Origin of the sequence: Thermoanaerobacterium sp. R66, from assembly GCF_028895185.1 — a bacterium.
In the GTDB taxonomy this organism is placed as follows: domain Bacteria; phylum Bacillota; class Thermoanaerobacteria; order Thermoanaerobacterales; family Thermoanaerobacteraceae; genus Thermoanaerobacterium.
This window is the reverse complement of record NZ_JAEUWW010000001.1, coordinates 1,057,862-1,074,081: the sequence shown is the minus strand read 5'-3', so window position 1 is coordinate 1,074,081 and position 16,220 is coordinate 1,057,862. Positions and strand designations below refer to the sequence as shown.

General features: G+C 36.6%; 16 protein-coding genes and 2 other annotated features (1 of these 18 cut by a window edge). All 16 genes read left to right on the top strand.

Annotation, left to right across the window (positions count from 1 at the left end; translation table 11 throughout):
- The first annotated feature begins 52 nt into the window (after positions 1-52).
- The 16 genes from JJQ93_RS05350 to JJQ93_RS05275 all read left to right on the top strand — a co-directional run bounded on the left by JJQ93_RS05350 (position 53) and on the right by JJQ93_RS05275 (position 16,080).
- Positions 53-784, top strand: coding sequence for an ABC transporter ATP-binding protein (locus JJQ93_RS05350; RefSeq protein ID WP_274892974.1), 732 nt, complete (start codon positions 53-55; stop codon positions 782-784).
- Entirely contained in the window at positions 765-1,958 is a 1,194-nt protein-coding gene (locus JJQ93_RS05345; RefSeq protein ID WP_274892973.1) for an ABC transporter permease, read from the top strand. Before JJQ93_RS05350 ends, JJQ93_RS05345 begins: the two co-directional genes overlap by 20 nt.
- Positions 1,959-2,236: 278 nt before the next feature.
- A complete protein-coding gene (gene asnB / locus JJQ93_RS05340; RefSeq protein WP_274892972.1) occupies positions 2,237-4,078 on the top strand; it encodes an asparagine synthase (glutamine-hydrolyzing) in 1,842 nt (613 codons plus the stop codon).
- Between the two features lie 117 nt (positions 4,079-4,195).
- The gene (locus JJQ93_RS05335; protein ID WP_085112208.1) at positions 4,196-4,399 is read left to right on the top strand and encodes a 4Fe-4S binding protein; all 204 of its coding nucleotides are present in this window, start codon (positions 4,196-4,198) and stop codon (positions 4,397-4,399) included.
- 116 nt (positions 4,400-4,515) lie between these two features.
- A complete protein-coding gene (locus JJQ93_RS05330) occupies positions 4,516-5,850 on the top strand; it encodes a GH1 family beta-glucosidase (RefSeq protein WP_274892971.1) in 1,335 nt (444 codons plus the stop codon).
- A 182-nt stretch (positions 5,851-6,032) separates the two neighbouring features.
- Positions 6,033-6,995, top strand: a complete 963-nt coding sequence (locus JJQ93_RS05325) for a response regulator (protein ID WP_284700588.1) — start codon at positions 6,033-6,035, stop codon at positions 6,993-6,995.
- A gap of 42 nt (positions 6,996-7,037) precedes the next feature.
- Positions 7,038-7,772, top strand: a complete 735-nt coding sequence (locus JJQ93_RS05320; protein ID WP_274892969.1) for a DUF6873 family GME fold protein — start codon at positions 7,038-7,040, stop codon at positions 7,770-7,772.
- A 54-nt stretch (positions 7,773-7,826) separates the two neighbouring features.
- Complete coding sequence (ytxC, locus tag JJQ93_RS05315) at positions 7,827-8,705, top strand: putative sporulation protein YtxC (protein WP_274892968.1); 879 nt, start codon at positions 7,827-7,829, stop codon at positions 8,703-8,705.
- A gap of 95 nt (positions 8,706-8,800) precedes the next feature.
- On the top strand, positions 8,801-9,382 hold the full coding sequence (locus tag JJQ93_RS05310; RefSeq protein WP_274892967.1) for a DUF445 domain-containing protein: 582 nt from the start codon (positions 8,801-8,803) through the stop codon (positions 9,380-9,382).
- 278 nt (positions 9,383-9,660) lie between these two features.
- Positions 9,661-11,565 (top strand): threonine--tRNA ligase, encoded by a 1,905-nt coding sequence (gene thrS, locus JJQ93_RS05305; RefSeq protein WP_274892966.1) that lies wholly within the window; start codon positions 9,661-9,663, stop codon positions 11,563-11,565.
- A gap of 152 nt (positions 11,566-11,717) precedes the next feature.
- Positions 11,718-12,908 (top strand): MFS transporter, encoded by a 1,191-nt coding sequence (locus JJQ93_RS05300; protein ID WP_274892965.1) that lies wholly within the window; start codon positions 11,718-11,720, stop codon positions 12,906-12,908.
- Between the two features lies 1 nt (position 12,909).
- Positions 12,910-13,956 (top strand): chorismate synthase, encoded by a 1,047-nt coding sequence (locus tag JJQ93_RS05295; RefSeq protein WP_274892964.1) that lies wholly within the window; start codon positions 12,910-12,912, stop codon positions 13,954-13,956.
- Between the two features lie 56 nt (positions 13,957-14,012).
- Positions 14,013-14,126: a sequence feature (ribosomal protein L20 leader region), on the top strand.
- A 21-nt stretch (positions 14,127-14,147) separates the two neighbouring features.
- The gene (gene infC / locus JJQ93_RS05290; protein ID WP_013787800.1) at positions 14,148-14,660 is read left to right on the top strand and encodes a translation initiation factor IF-3; all 513 of its coding nucleotides are present in this window, start codon (positions 14,148-14,150) and stop codon (positions 14,658-14,660) included.
- A gap of 17 nt (positions 14,661-14,677) precedes the next feature.
- Complete coding sequence (rpmI, locus tag JJQ93_RS05285; RefSeq protein WP_014759041.1) at positions 14,678-14,875, top strand: 50S ribosomal protein L35; 198 nt, start codon at positions 14,678-14,680, stop codon at positions 14,873-14,875.
- Between the two features lie 19 nt (positions 14,876-14,894).
- Positions 14,895-15,254, top strand: a complete 360-nt coding sequence (gene rplT / locus JJQ93_RS05280) for a 50S ribosomal protein L20 (RefSeq protein WP_013787802.1) — start codon at positions 14,895-14,897, stop codon at positions 15,252-15,254.
- Positions 15,255-15,309: 55 nt separating this feature from the next.
- A complete protein-coding gene (locus JJQ93_RS05275; protein ID WP_274892962.1) occupies positions 15,310-16,080 on the top strand; it encodes a TrmH family RNA methyltransferase in 771 nt (256 codons plus the stop codon).
- A 33-nt stretch (positions 16,081-16,113) separates the two neighbouring features.
- Positions 16,114-16,220: a binding site (T-box leader), on the top strand; it runs 109 nt beyond the window's last position.

The following is a 16,220-nucleotide window of genomic DNA, read 5'->3' as shown; positions in this document are numbered from 1 at the left end:
AATCTGTAAATTATGAATAAGCTTGTTACAAAATAAATTGGAGGTGTAGATTTTGATAGAAGTCTATGGTTTAACTAAAATGTTTAAAAACATTAAAGCAGTAGATAATTTAAGCTTTAAAGTCGAAGAAGGAGAAATATACGGGCTTTTGGGTGAAAATGGTGCAGGAAAAACCACTACTTTAAGGATGCTTGCTACAATGCTTAAGCCTACAAGTGGAACAGTCATTATAAATGGGAAAAACTTGATAAAAGAACCAGAAGATATAAGAAAAGAAGTAGGGATACTTTTTGGAGGAGAAAGCGGTTTGTATGACAGGCTTACCGCAAGAGAAAATATACTTTATTTTGCAGAGCTGCACGATATGGATAAAAAAGAGATAAATGAAAAGATTGATATGTTAATACGTAAATTTGACATGACAGGATTTATTGATAAAGCAGCGAGCAAACTTTCAAAAGGAATGAAACAAAAAGTGGCAATTGTAAGGTCAATAATACATGATCCTAAGGTGATGCTTTTTGATGAGCCAACATCCGGACTGGACGTAGGTTCTGTAAGAGAGGTACACGATTTTATAAGGTTTTGCAAAGAAGAAGGAAAGACAATTATTTTTTCAAGCCACAGTATGTCAGAGGTAGAAAAACTTTGTGACAGAATAGGCATAATACACAAAGGAAAACTTGTAGAGGAAGGGACTATTGCAGATTTAAAGGAGAAATATAAAACAGACAATCTTGAAGAATTATTTATGGAATTGGTAGGTGATAAAGTTGAAATTTAAACATATTTTCATAGTTTTAAAAAAAGAGCTAAAAGATATTTTTAGAGATAAAAAGACATGGATAGTCACAATTCTTCTTCCTGCCTTGTTTATTCCTATAATGATGTACATAGTTATAGGTGGAGCAGAAAGCGTATCTGAGCAAAAAGTAAGCGATACAAAAATAGCTGTTATAGATGAAGGGAATAATCAAAAATTTGTAAATTATTTAAAATCTACAGGAATAAATGTAATAACAGATTTGCAAAATCCTAAAGAAAGTCTTGAGAAAGGTGATATACGGACGATTGTCATTATACCTTCTGACTTTGATAAAAATATAGAAGAGGGTAAGGATACTAATTTAATAATTCAGGTAGACAATTCGAATGTTAAATCAACCAATACTGAAAGTATGCTTGAAGGATTTATAAGAGGATATTCAAACATTATTGTAAAGCAAAGACTTATAGCGAGGGGAATAGACCCTAAAATAATTGAGCCAATTGTGGTAAAGACAGAAAACGTAGCTTCACAGAGTAAAATGGCAGGGTCTTTTTTATCATTCATTGTGCCAATGCTTTTGACTTTATGGACAGCGACAGGTGGGATAGGAGCTGCTGTTGATTTGGCTGCTGGTGAAAAAGAAAGAGGGACTCTGGAACCTCTGCTTACGACTTCCGTATCAAGACTTTCTATAATGGCAGGAAAATACTTAGCTGTAACAGCCATGGCGCTTCTTAGCGCTGTTGCTTCACTTTCAGGGTTATTTGTGTCTTTTGTTTTTAATAAAGATACGGCATCTTTAAATGTCGATTTTAAAATGAGCACGACAGCAATAATTATCATGTTCGTGGCTGCCTTTTTTACAGCATCGATATTCGCGGCTTTAGAACTTGCTTTAAGTGCATATGCAAAATCTTTTAAAGAAGGCCAGTCATATATTTCACCATTGGTATTTATTGCAATAATCCCTGCATATATGGTGATGTATAAAATGCCTAATGAAATTCCTGTGTTTTATTTTGCACTACCTGTATTTGGGACTATTTCAATTTTTAAAGAATTGCTTTATGGTATTGTTAATATGACACACATAGGAATCTTTATAGTTTCATCAATAGTATATGTAAGTATTAGCGTATACTTAGCTGCTGCGATGTTTAAGCAGGAATGGGCTCTTTTTAGAGCGTAATAAGCAAATCTATATCATTTTATACAGGCAAAAACATTTTACAAAGGCTTCTACACGAAAGAGAAATTGTAGAAGCCTTTTAAATATTAACAAAAATTTGATATCTTTTATAAAAATTTTAAAAGTTTAATTAACTGCATGACTACAAATGCTTTGGTAAGGTAAGTATCACCAAGAATTTTCACATTTTTACCCTTTCTACATATACTACAAACAGATGAAATTCAATATCAATCAATATAGCTACCCTTATTATTATTTCGAAAGGGGCTGATACGATGTGCGGAATAGCAGGATGGGTAAGCTTTGATGAAGAAGTGATAAATAGGAAAAACATAGTAGTTGCAATGGGAGAAAGACTTAGGAATAGAGGCCCTGATAGCTGGGGTACATGGTTTTCGACTCATTGTGGTTTTGCACAGACAAGGCTTATAGTCATTGACCCTGAGGGTGGAGAGCAGCCGATGATTAAGGAGTTTGGCGAGAGAAAGTACGTGATAATATACAATGGAGAGCTGTACAATACGGAGGAAATAAGGGATGAGCTTAGGTCGTTAGGTTACAAATTCAATGGTCATTCAGATACAGAGGTCTTGTTGACTTCATATATCGAATGGGGCAGCGATTGTGTCCACAAGTTAAATGGCATATACGCATTTGCGGTATGGGATGGTTACGAGAATAAACTTTTTCTTTCAAGGGATAGGATAGGTGTCAAACCTCTTTTTTATACTTATAAGAATGGTTCTCTCATTTTTGGCTCGGAAATTAAAGCGATTTTGGCACATCCATACGTTCAGGCTGAAGTGGATGAAGAAGGACTTGCAGAGATTTTTGTCATGGGTCCTACCAGGACGCCGGGGATTGGAATTTTTCGTGATATATATGAGTTAAAGCCGGGCCATTCTCTTACGTTTAGCAAAGACGGAATAAAAATTGAAAGATACTGGTCATTGGTAAGTAAAGACCATGAAGATGACATTAAAACTACGATGGAAAAGATTCGGTATCTTTTGGACGATGCCTCAAAGCGTCAGCTTGTTTCGGATGTACCGCTGTGCTCGCTGCTTTCTGGTGGATTAGACTCTACTGCGGTTTCTGCTTTTGCCAATGAAAAGTTAAAAAAATTAGGCAGCAAGCTTATAACATATTCAGTAGATTACATCGGAAACGATAAATACTTTAAACCAAATCAATTTCAGCCAAACAGCGATTCAGATTTAGTTGAAGCTGTTTCAAAAGAAATAGATACGGCTCATAATTATGTCTATGTAGATAATGAAGAACTGGCAGATGCTCTGTTGCCTGCTCTTTATGCCCGCGATTTGCCGGGAATGGCTGATGTTGATTCTTCTTTGTACTTATTTTTGAGAGAAGTCAAAAAGGATGTAAAAGTTGCGCTGTCAGGTGAAGGTGCTGATGAGGTGTTTGGAGGCTATCCATGGTTTAGAAATAAAGCTGCCATCGAGTCAGGCACTTTTCCATGGATAAGAATGGTTGAAAAAAGAATGAATCTTTTATCTAAAGATGTTGTAAAAAAGATCCGTCCAACAGAGTACTTAAACGATCGGTATAATGAAGCATTAAAGGAAGTACCTAAACTTTCAGGAGAAGATAAAGCATCTTCCCGTATGAGGGAGATATTTTATCTAAACCAGACGAGATTTCTTTCCATGCTTCTTGATAGGATGGATAGGATGAGCATGGCATCGGGTCTTGAAGTTAGGGTGCCGTTTTTGGATCACAGGATAGTGGAATATGTCTGGAATATTCCGTGGGATATGAAGAATCTTCACAATAGAGAGAAAGGCCTTTTGAGAGAAGCATTAAAAGGGTATATACCTGATATAGTAGTAGAAAGGAAAAAAAGTCCGTATCCTAAGACACATAACCCGATTTTTAAAGAGAAGGTAAAAACTTGGCTTCAGAGGATTATTGACGATCCGTCTTCACCGATTTTACAATTAGTCGACAAAAATGAAGTGAAAAATCTCATAGATACGGATGCAAAAGATTACGATCCGGCATGGTTTTCTCAACTTATGGGCGGTCCTCAGCTATATGCATACCTTATACAAATAAATGAATGGCTTTTAAAGTACAAGATAAAAATTTTATAGATGGTCTATAAAAATATCTTGACAAACAAGACGAAAGACAAGTATAATGTATACAGACGACCCTACTACAGTAGGGGGGTATAATAAAATATTAATAGACCAAAAGGAGGAAATGATATGAGGTATGCATATGTAGATCAAGATATATGTGATAGATCACCGTTTTGTCCAGCAAGTCACAGTTGCAAGTTTGGCGCATTTAAGTTATCAAGAAAGGGCTTGTTTCAAGTTGAGATAAATGTGGATAAAGAAAAATGTACTGGATGCGGCGTTTGTACCAGGTATTGTCCACACGGCGCCATAAAATTAGTAAATGCGTAGTGTATTAGAAAGGGTATGTACGAAAGGTATATACCTATATTTTTTTGTCTATTTTCTTTTCATTAATAGTAAATATATGGTATAATTGTAATAGATAATTTATGGGAGGGTGTGAAATGTCAGACTTTAGCAAAGATTTTTTGTTTGGCGTGGCTACGGCTTCGTATCAAGTTGAAGGTGCTTACAACGAGGATGGCAGGACTATGTCTATCTGGGACACATTTTCCAGACAAGATGGAAAGGTATACAAAGGCCATAATGGCGATGTGGCTTGCGATCACTACCATCTATACAAGGACGATGTAAAGATGATGAAAGACTTAGGCATTGAAGCGTACAGATTTTCTATTGCTTGGCCAAGGATTTTTCCTGCGAAAGGGCAGTACAATCCTAAGGGGATGGATTTTTATAAAAGGTTGACTGATGAGCTTTTAAAAAATGACATTAAACCTTTTGCTACAATATATCATTGGGATCTGCCTCAATGGGCTGATGATTTAGGTGGATGGCTTAATAGAGATGTTGTTGAGTGGTATGGTGAATATGCCGCAAAACTTTTTTCTGAACTGGGCGGATACATAAAAAACTGGATCACATTAAATGAGCCATGGTGTTCTTCATTTTTGTCGTATTTCATCGGCGAACATGCGCCAGGGCATAAAGATCTAGGTGAAGCTTTGTTAGTTTCGCACCATCTTTTGTTGTCACATGGCAAAGCTGTGGAAATATTTAGAGATCTAAATTTAGATGACTCTAAAATAGGCATTACTCTAAACTTAAACGAAGTATTTCCTGCCTCAGATAGCGACGATGACAAAATTGCGGCTCAAATAGCCGATGGTTTTCAAAACAGATGGTTCTTAGATCCTCTATTTAAAGCCAAATACCCGGAAGATATGGTAGAGTATTTTGGTAAATTTGCAAAAGTCGATTTTATAAATGATGAAGATTTGAAGGTGATTTCTCAAAAATTAGATTTTCTGGGAGTTAATTATTACACAAGAGCAGTTGTCCAGAAAGGAAATGACGGTATTTTGGATGTTGTGCAGATAGATCCTGGAAATGAAAAGACGGAGATGGGATGGGAGATTTACCCTGAATCGCTTTACAATATTTTGATGAGGCTTAAAAGAGAATACACTTATGATATGCCATTGTACATTACTGAAAATGGTGCGGCGTTTAATGATGTCGTTGAGGATGACGATCGTGTACACGATGAAAAGCGGGTAGAGTTTTTAAGACAGCATTTTAAAGAGGTTAAACGCTTTTTAGATGATGGTGGAAATTTAAAAGGGTACTTTGTGTGGTCGCTTATGGACAATTTTGAGTGGGCTCATGGCTATTCAAAGAGATTTGGCATCGTATATGTGGACTATGAGACGGAAAGAAGGATTTTGAAGGACAGTGCCCTATGGTATAAAGATTTGATTTCTACAAGAACCATCTAAATATAAAAATCGTGTTGAGAATAGTAGAAAATGGCAGAGCATCAAACCTGCCATTTTTCTTATATTTTATTGACTATTGCCTTCTTCAATATTATAATTTATTAGTGATGTAATATATTGGTTATTATTTTTTATTTGCATTTGGAGCGAATCATTCTTACAAGTCGTAAATATAATTTATTATGGGTGAAAAAGATTTTGGGGGAAGTAATGTGAATGAAAAAAGTATATTGATCGTTGATGATGATAAGCTAAGCAGGACTATTTTAAAAAACATTTTAGGCGGCGCCGGGTATAAAATTTACGAGTCACAAGATGGGGATGAGGCTTTAAAATTGTATAGGCGCATTTTGCCGGATATGGTCATACTTGATGTAGTCATGCCTGGTCTTAGTGGATTTGACTTGCTTAGGATATTGAGGGATGAAGAAGAAAATCAATTGGTGCCTGTCATACTTTTGACATCCAGTGACAATTATGAAGAGAAACTGCGCGGGTTGGAGTTAGGCGCTGATGCGTACATAACGAAGCCATTCAATGAAAAAGAACTTCTTGCACAAGTGAAGAATCTGTTTCAGAGGATCGAGCACAACAGGATGGCCAATCCACTTACAGGACTTAGAGGCAATATTGACATAAAGTATGAGATAAGAAGGCGCATAAAAAATGGGCTCTTGTACGCTGTTTTGTACATAGACTTGGATAATTTTAAGTCCTTCAATGATTACTACGGATTTTCACGTGGCGATAAAATAATAAGGCAAACAGCCAGGATCTTGAAAGATGCCCTTTTTAAGTGTGGAAATCCCAACGATTTTTTAGGGCATATAGGCGGAGATGACTTTATAATAATAACTACTCCAGATAAAATCGATGATATATGCAATTATATAATAAATACCTTTGATGAGGATATAAAGAGGTATTACGATGATGAGGATTTGGCCAATGGCTATATAGAAGTCATCAATAGGCGAGGAGAAATACAAAGGTTTCCGATTGTTTCAATATCCATAGCTGTTGTGACTAACGAAAACAGAAATTTTGATAACGAGCTGCAGATAAGTGCAGTAGCTGCAGAGATTAAGAGAAAGCTTAAGTCTATAGAAGGAAGCAAATACTTAAAAGATAGAAGGAAATGTTAGGCATACGGTAGGTATGCTGATTTTTTTTAGGAGGTTTTATCTTTGAAAAATCCTTATGTACCTGACAAAAAAGTACGGTGTGTCGTCGTCGATGGAAGGCATTATGATGTAGCTGAGTCATTGAGGAAGATGGAAATAGAAGTCGTAATGACAAAAAGACATACCTCTCTATACGAAGCAATATCGTATCATCCGGATATAATCGTCCACAATGCAGGGGATAGACAAATTGTTTTAGCGCCAGATGTTGATGAAAATTTTGTTGGTGAAATCAAAAAGTTAAACTTGGAAGTAATATTTGGGAAGACTGTACTAAGTAGAAACTATCCTGACAATATAGCATATAATGTAGCAAGATTAGGCGATTATGCTTTTCACAATTTAAAGTATACTGATCCAGTATTAAGGGAAGTATTAGAGAAAAAAGGAGTGAAATTTATACACGTTAAGCAAGGATACACCAAGTGCAACATGGCAATAGTGGACAATATAAGTTTCATAACATCGGATGCAGGTATTTATGAGACAGCTTTAAAAGAAGGGTTTGACTGCCTTTTGATTGAACAAGGTGGTATAAAGCTTGATGGGTTTGATTACGGATTTATAGGAGGAGCGTCTGGACTTATAGATAAAGATGTTTTTTGCGTTGCTGGAGATTTAAGATATCACAACGAATACAAGAAAATAATTGATTTTTTGAAATATAAAAACAAAGAAATAATTTTTTTGTCATCTGGTGAAGTAAAAGACATAGGTTCCATTATTCCACTCTACTGATGATGCAAAGAAAAGACTTAAAAGCACATACTACTAACGAAGGGAGTGAGAAAAATGCAGCTTTTGTCTATCGGTATCCCAAACACTTTATTAGGCAGCAGCGATTTTTTTAACAATGAGTTAGAATATATGAAGAATGAAGGATTAGATTTTACTGTAAATTTAGATAATCGAGGGAACATTACTTTTTTTAATATAGACGTAGAGGATAGAGCTTCAAATAAAAATATAGCTAAAATAAAAGAACATGTATCTGATGTGATTTCTGATGTAATAGTAAATCAGATCGACAAGAAGTTGATAAAAAGGATTATAGATAAATACTATTACTATTTTGATTCTGATGAAAAACAAAAGATCGAAAACATAGCAAGAGGCATTTTAGATAACGATGTAAATAGAGAGACATTCAAATTAGTTAAGAAAGAGAGAATCTTTGAGGAAATAGAGGATTTCTTAAAGGACAATGAGACTATTGACATAGAAGGATTTGTCAATTTCAGGTTAAGGGATTTTATTGGCGAGTTAAGCGAGGTAGTGGATAGAGCGGTTGACGAATACATGATGCAAAAGGAATACGATGAATTTATCGGGCTATTAAAGTATTTTGTAGAACTTCAGGACTCAAAAATAGATGTTCTTAACATTCTCGTTGATAAAAGCGGAAAATTTTTATTTTACGACAAAGAAAAGAAGCCTATAACAGGAAAGTTCTTAAGCGATATTACAATTGAATTTACAGGGGGAGAATTGACAGATGATGATATGCTTATAAGCACACTTATTGCAATGGCTCCTTCTAAGATATATATACATTCGTTGGAAAATATAAAAAGTAAAGATGTTTTTGATACTGTTGAAAAAATATTTTCAAACAAAGTATTTATATGCAATGGTTGCAGCTTATGTGCGATAAATGAGGCAAGGAAATAAGACCCAGCTTAAACTGGGTTTTATTATTTGAAGAAATCTGTTATTATATTCATAGGTTATTTTGTTGAGGTGATCTAATGCATTTTTTTCTACAAATGATGTTTTTAGGCGTTGTTGGTGCTGCCATTGGATGGATAACAAATTACATTGCTGTCGTCATGCTTTTTAGACCGATAAAGCCTGTAAAGATTTTTGGTATTTCCATCCAAGGGCTTATACCAAGAAGGAGAGACGAGATAGCAGCATCGATAGGAAAAGTAGTGGAAGACGAACTTGTATCGATGGACGACATATTGGATAAGCTTTTAAATGAAGACAATCGCAATTATATAATAAAGAAGATATTAGACGATGTTGATTCTACAGTTGAGAAGAATATCCCTTCGTTTATACCGAAGTCATTAAAATCGATGATAGTAAATTATGTAGTTGGGATTGTAAGCAAAGAAGCAGAGAAGTTTTTGGATGAATCTGCAGCTACGATGCTTAACGATATGTCTGATAAGATTGGCATAGCAGAGATAGTTGAGGAGAAGATAAAGCTTTTTGAGCTTGAAAAGCTGGAGAAGATTATACTGGATGTTTCTAATAAAGAATTAAAGATGATTGTGATTTTAGGCGGGGTTTTAGGTTTTGTAATCGGAATTTTACAGGCATTTGTGGTAAGGCTGTTGTAGAATATTGACAAGACAGTATATCAATTATATAATAGAAAAAAATCAATATTTTGGCGATGATGAGGAAAGTAGATATCTAAAAATATCAAAGAGATTGAATGACTTAGGCTGAAATCATTCAAATATTTTTGATATCGAAGACCACCTCTAAGCTGCGGGTGATGAATCCGATCGGTAATTCCGTTATAATTTAGAGTATAAATGAGAGTGGAACCGCAGAACCTCTGCCTCTTTTGGCGTGAGGTTCTTTTATTTAAATTAAAAAAGGAGGACAAGATATGAAGATAATACTTAAAGATGGAACAGAAAGAGAATATGAAAGTGGCATAAGCGTATATGAAATCGCTAAGAGTCTAAGCCATAAGCTTGCTAAAGAAGCACTTGGTGGCAAATTAAATGGCAGGATTGTGGAGCTATTTACCCCCATCAATGAAGACGGCAAGCTGGAAATCTTGACTTTTGATGATGAGGATGGAAAAAAGATATACTGGCATACTTCATCGCATATAATGGCGCAGGCCATTAAAAGGCTTTATAAAAACGTGAAGCTTACAATAGGTCCTGCCATTGACAATGGTTTTTACTACGATTTTGATGTTGATGAACCTTTTACAGTCGATGATTTTTCTAAGATAGAAGACGAGATGAATAAGATTATTAAGGAAGATTTAAAGGTTGAGAGGTTTGTGCTTCCCAGAGAGGAAGCTATAAAATTCATGGAAGAAAAAGGTGAACCTTACAAAGTTGAGCTTATTAAGGATTTGCCGCAGGATGCTACAATATCTTTTTACAGGCAAGGTGAGTTTACAGACCTCTGCGCAGGGCCACATTTGCCATCGACAGGCATGGTTAAATCCATAAAACTTCTTTCAGTGGCAGGTGCTTACTGGAGAGGCGACGAGCACAATAAGATGCTGCAGAGAATATATGGCATAAGCTTTCCTAAGAAAAGCATGTTAGACGAATACTTAAACATGCTTGAGGAAGCTAAAAAAAGAGACCACAGGAAATTAGGAAAGGAATTGGATCTTTTCAGCATCCACAATGAAGGACCTGGTTTTCCGTTTTTCCATCCAAAGGGAATGGTCTTAAGAAACATCTTAGAAGATTTTTGGAGAAAAGAACACGCAAAAAGAGGCTATCAGGAAATCAAGACGCCAATAATTTTAAACGAAGAGCTGTGGCACAGATCAGGCCATTGGGATCACTACAAAGAAAATATGTACTTTACAAAGATTGATGATGAGGATTATGCAATAAAGCCGATGAACTGCCCGGGTGCTTTGCTTGTGTACAATTCAACTATGCATAGCTACAGAGATCTGCCTCTTAGGCTTTGCGAACTGGGACTTGTTCACAGGCATGAGTTATCAGGTGCTCTCCATGGGCTGATGAGAGTTAGGAGTTTCACGCAAGACGATGCCCATTTGTTTATGACGCCAGATCAGGTGGAATCAGAAATACTGGGAGTCATCAAACTTATCGACTACTTCTACAAGATATTTGGATTTGAGTACTTTGTGGAGCTTTCTACGAGGCCAGAGAATTCGATAGGTTCTGACGAAGACTGGGAATTGGCAACAAATGCCTTGATAAAGGCTATGGAGCATATAGGGCTCGATTATAAGGTGAATGAAGGCGATGGAGCCTTTTACGGCCCTAAGATTGACTTCCATCTAAAGGACAGCATAGGACGCACATGGCAGTGTGGCACGATACAGTTGGATTTTCAGATGCCTGAAAGGTTTAACTGCGAATACGTCGGCGATGATGGTGAAAAGCATAGACCTGTCATGTTGCACAGGGTGGTGTTTGGCAGCATAGAAAGGTTTATCGCCATCCTTACAGAAAACTTTGCCGGTGCCTTCCCTACATGGCTTGCTCCTGTGCAGGTAAAAATACTTCCGATTTCTGATAAGCACTTGGCTTATGCGCAGAATATTCATGAAAGGCTATTGGAAAATGATATAAGAGTCGAGCTTGATGATAGAAATGAGAAAATAGGCTACAAGATAAGAGAAGCGCAAATGCAAAAGATACCTTACATGCTTATATTAGGCGATAAGGAAGTAGAAGCAGGAAATGTTTCTGTAAGATCAAGAAAAGAAGGAGATCTTGGATCTAAATCATTGCAAGAATTTTTATCATCCATTTTGGAAGAGATTAAGCAAAAATCCCTCTAAAATAAATGTCCACCAACTTTGAATTGGTGGACATTCTACTACCTTGATTGGCAAAATAAAAAATGATAATCTAAATATGTAGTGTTTTATCGGGGGGAATAATTACGGTTAAAAATAGGGAGGTCTACAAATATCTCAACTACAACATAAAGATGAATCTGCTAAATGGCATAACATTTTCAATAGGGTACAATATGATTATGCCATTTGTAGGCATATTCGCTATAAAATTGGGTGCCAACAACTACGAAGTATCTCTTATTAATTCTCTTCCAGCCCTTATGGCTTTGATTGGGATACTGCCTGCTACAATCTTTATAAATAAGGCTAAAAATGTCTTTAAGTTTGCCTACGTTTTAGAGTACATTACAAGGAGCTTTTACCTTTTAGTTGCTTTAGTTCCGTTTATGAGCAAGTTTAGACCTGAAGCGGTGGTTTTATTTGTAGGACTATTGAATTTGCCGGCTATTGTCGCAGGAATGTGTTGGCAGTCATTTATGAGCGATTTGATACCTGAGGAGTTTCGCGGCAAAGTCTTTGCGGATAGAAACATCTGGACAGGTGTATTAGGTACAGCGGCGGTATTAATAACAGGCATACTTTTGGATAGGATCAAGTTTCCATACGGTTACCAGATAATGTTTTTTATAGCATTTTTGTTTGGGATACTTGACGCCTATTATTACTCAAAGTTTCACTACGTATCCCACAAAAAAGAAGCTTCAGCGTCTATTTTAGATTCGCTAAAAACTATGATGCAATCGAGAAAGTTTATCTATTTTAGCCTTGCATCTTTTATATTTACTTTTACGTGGATGATGGCATGGCCTATATTTACCATATACAAAGTCGACAATCTCCACGCTAACAACATGTGGATGAGCATTTCAACGATTGTAGGCTCAGTAGGTTCTATCTTAACGTATAAGTGGTGGGCAAATCTCGCGGATAGAAAAGGAAATGGCATTGCATTAAGCATAAGTACCTTACTTATATCCACGATTCCAGCATTATGGGCTAAAGTTACCAGCCTCTACGTAGGTGCTGCCATAGACTTTTTTGGCGGTATGGCTACAGCAGGATACACCATGCTTTCTTTAAACTGGCTTTTGGAGCTTTTGCCTGACCACAAGGAAAAGATGAATTACATTGCCATCTATACTATTGTGACACAATTTGCCGCTTTTCTATCGCCTATTGTTGGAACGTGGTTTTATGAAATTGTGGGATATGAAGCATTCATGTATATAACGACGGTATTAAGAGTCTTGTCCAGCATATTGCTTTTTGCTGTTGCGCTATATAAAACTGAAAAAACTGTATTAAGCAAAGGGGGAGCATGATTTGAGGTATTTAACATCTGGAGAGACACATGGAGAAGCGCTTGTTGCCATCATCGAAGGTTTGCCATCAAACTTGTTTATAGATGTGGATTTCATAAATAATGAACTTAAAAGAAGGCAATCTGGCTACGGTAGAGGCGGCAGGATGTCTATTGAAAGCGATGCTGTTCACATTTTAGGTGGAGTCAGAAACAATTTGACGATTGGCGCACCGCTTTCCATTCTCATTAGAAATCTTGATTACGAAAATTGGAAAGGAAAAGATGTGCCAAGAGTGACTCGGCCAAGGCCAGGCCATGCAGATTTGTCTGGCGCCATCAAATACGATCTAAAAGACATGAGGGATGTTTTAGAAAGAGCTAGTGCCAGGGAAACTGCGGCAAGAGTATCTGTTGGCGCTGTAGCAAAGTTGCTTCTTAAAAACTTTGGCATAGTTGTAAAAAGCGATATATTGGAGATAGGTGGAGAAAAAGATAAAGAAAAGTGGCCTGCCCTCATAGATGAAGTAAAAAATGAAGGGGACACTTTAGGCGGTGTGATCGAAATTACAATAGACGGGGTGCCAATAGGTTTAGGCAGCCATGTCCAATGGGATCGCAAGCTGGACGCCCTTTTATCTTATAGCGTCATGAGCGTCCAAGCCATAAAAGGGGTGGAAATCGGCATGGGATTTATGGCAGCAAAGCAAAAGGGTTCTTCAGTTCACGACGAAATATTTTACGATGGGCATTTTTACAGAAAGACCAACAACGCCGGTGGAATTGAAGGCGGTATTTCAAATGGGATGCCAATAGTTTTGAGAGCTTATATGAAACCTATACCAACTTTGAGAAAACCCCTTTCATCTGTCGATATAGATTCGAAGGAAGAAGTGAAAGCCACATATGAGCGGTCAGATGTGACTGCTGTTGAAGCTGCTGCAGTTGTGCTTGAAGCTGTATGTGCGTGGACTATAGCCGATGAAGTGACTAAAAAATTTGGCGGAGATTCCTTGCAGGACATGGTGGAAAACTTTAATATGTATATGAAAAGAATTGAAAAGTATTGATCTTGTGGTGAGAAGGGTATTGACTGAGATGATAAGTTGTGTTATAATTTAACATGTGTTTAAAGTAGAAGCACCCGCTTCTCACCTTTCACCGCAGGTGTCAGGTTTAAAGTAAAATGTTGTTTTAGCCAAAAAAAGAAGCGGGTTTATACCCGCTTTATTTTTTGTAATATTTTAGGAGGTGCGTATTTATTAACAAGGAGCTGCAGGTTAATGAGGAAATTAGAGATAAGGAAGTGCGCCTCATTGATCAAGATGGTAATCAATTAGGTATAATGTCAGCAAAAGAGGCATACAAAATTGCTTTAGAAAGGCACATCGATCTGGTTAAGATTGCACCACAGGCAAATCCACCAGTATGCAAATTAATGGACTTCGGAAAATACAGGTATGAACAAAGCAAGAAAGAGAAAGAATCTAAAAAGAAGCAGAAAGTCATCAACATAAAGGAAATAAGGATGACTCCAGCGATTGAAGAACACGACTTTGGCGTAAAAGTCAAAAGCGCCATGAAGTTCTTAAAAGATGGAGATAAAGTAAAAGTGACGATAAGATTCAGAGGCAGGGAAGCTTCACACACAAATCTTGCCGAAGAACTGTTAAATAGATTTGCAAAGAGCTTAGAAGAATATGGTAATGTTGAGAAGGCCCCAAACATGGAGGGCAGAAATTTGATGATGATATTAGCACCTAAAAACGTTTAATTGAGGAGGATACGAAAATGCCAAAAATGAAAACACACAGCGGAGCTGCAAAAAGATTCGCTCTTACAAAAAACGGTAAAGTAAAGAGATCAAAAGCTTTTAAGAGGCATATACTTACGAAGAAGACGAGAAAGACTAAGAGAAACTTGAGAAAGATAGCGTATTTAAGCAGTGTTGATGCAAAGAACATAAAACGCTTGATTCCTTATGCGTAAATAATTAGGAGGTATAAAAATGTCGAGGGTAAAATCAGGAAAAGTTACGAGAAAAAGACATAAAAAAATATTAAAACTTGCTAAAGGTTACTACGGTGCAAAAAGTAAGCTTTTCAGAGTAGCTAACCAAGCTGTAATGAAGTCACTTAATTATGCATACATTGGAAGGAAATTAAGAAAGAGAGATTTCAGGAAATTGTGGATTGCCAGAATTAACGCTGCAGCAAGAGCAAATGGTATTTCATATAGCAGGTTTATAAACGGACTTAAAAAGGCTAATATAGAGATAAACAGAAAAATGTTATCAGAAATGGCTATACACGACAACAAGGCTTTTGCAGAATTGGTAAACATAGCAAAACAACAACTGAATGCATAATTTTATACCCGGTATATGCCGGGTTTTAGCCTATATACAGGATAGTGAATTTTAAATGGTTATAACGAGTGAAAAAAATGAGTTTATAAAGAACATTAAGAAGCTATCAGATAAGAAATACAGGTATGAGAAAAGGCTGTTTTTTGTAGAAGGTAAAAACAGCGTTTTTGAAGCGTTAAAAAGCGGTTTTGAAGTTGTGCACCTGCTGGTTGCAGAAGATTTTAATGTAGACTTTCAGATTGAAAAAGAAAAGATCGTCTTTGTGGATGAAAGGGTATTTAAGAAGATTTCCGACACTGTCGCTCCACAGATGATTATGGCGGTTATCAAGATGCCTAAGTGGGAAGTGAATGACATCGTCAAAGAAGGCGGCTTCTACGTGATACTTGACGAAGTGCAAGATCCAGGGAATGTAGGCACAATAATAAGGTCTGCAGATGCGTTTAACGTAGATGGCATTTTTGCCATAAACAATACGGTAGACATATACAATCCTAAAGTCTTGCGCTCTACTATGGGTTCCATATTTCACTTGCCTGTCGTAAATGATGTAGAGCCATCGAAGCTTTTTGATGTACTTAAGAAAAATGGCATAAGAATTTTATCTACAAGTCTTAAAGCAGAAAAGTACATCTACGATTTCGATATTTCAAAAAATGTAGCTCTTATTTTTGGAAATGAGTCAAGAGGCGTAAATAGTGATTTAGATGAATTTGTGGATGACTCCTTTAAGATACCTATGGATGGCATGGCGGAGTCTTTAAATGTATCTGTGGCAGCATCTATTTGCCTTTATGAATCGGAAAGACAGAGATTGATAAAATAGCGCAAAGATGATATAATATTCAAAAAAATAAAGAAAAATGCGATGAAAGAGTAAAGTACATTACGCTTAAGTGCGACAGGGAGGCGATGCCGTAGACTGAGAGCATTGTTGGTACTGCGTAATGGAAGTTCCCTCTTAAG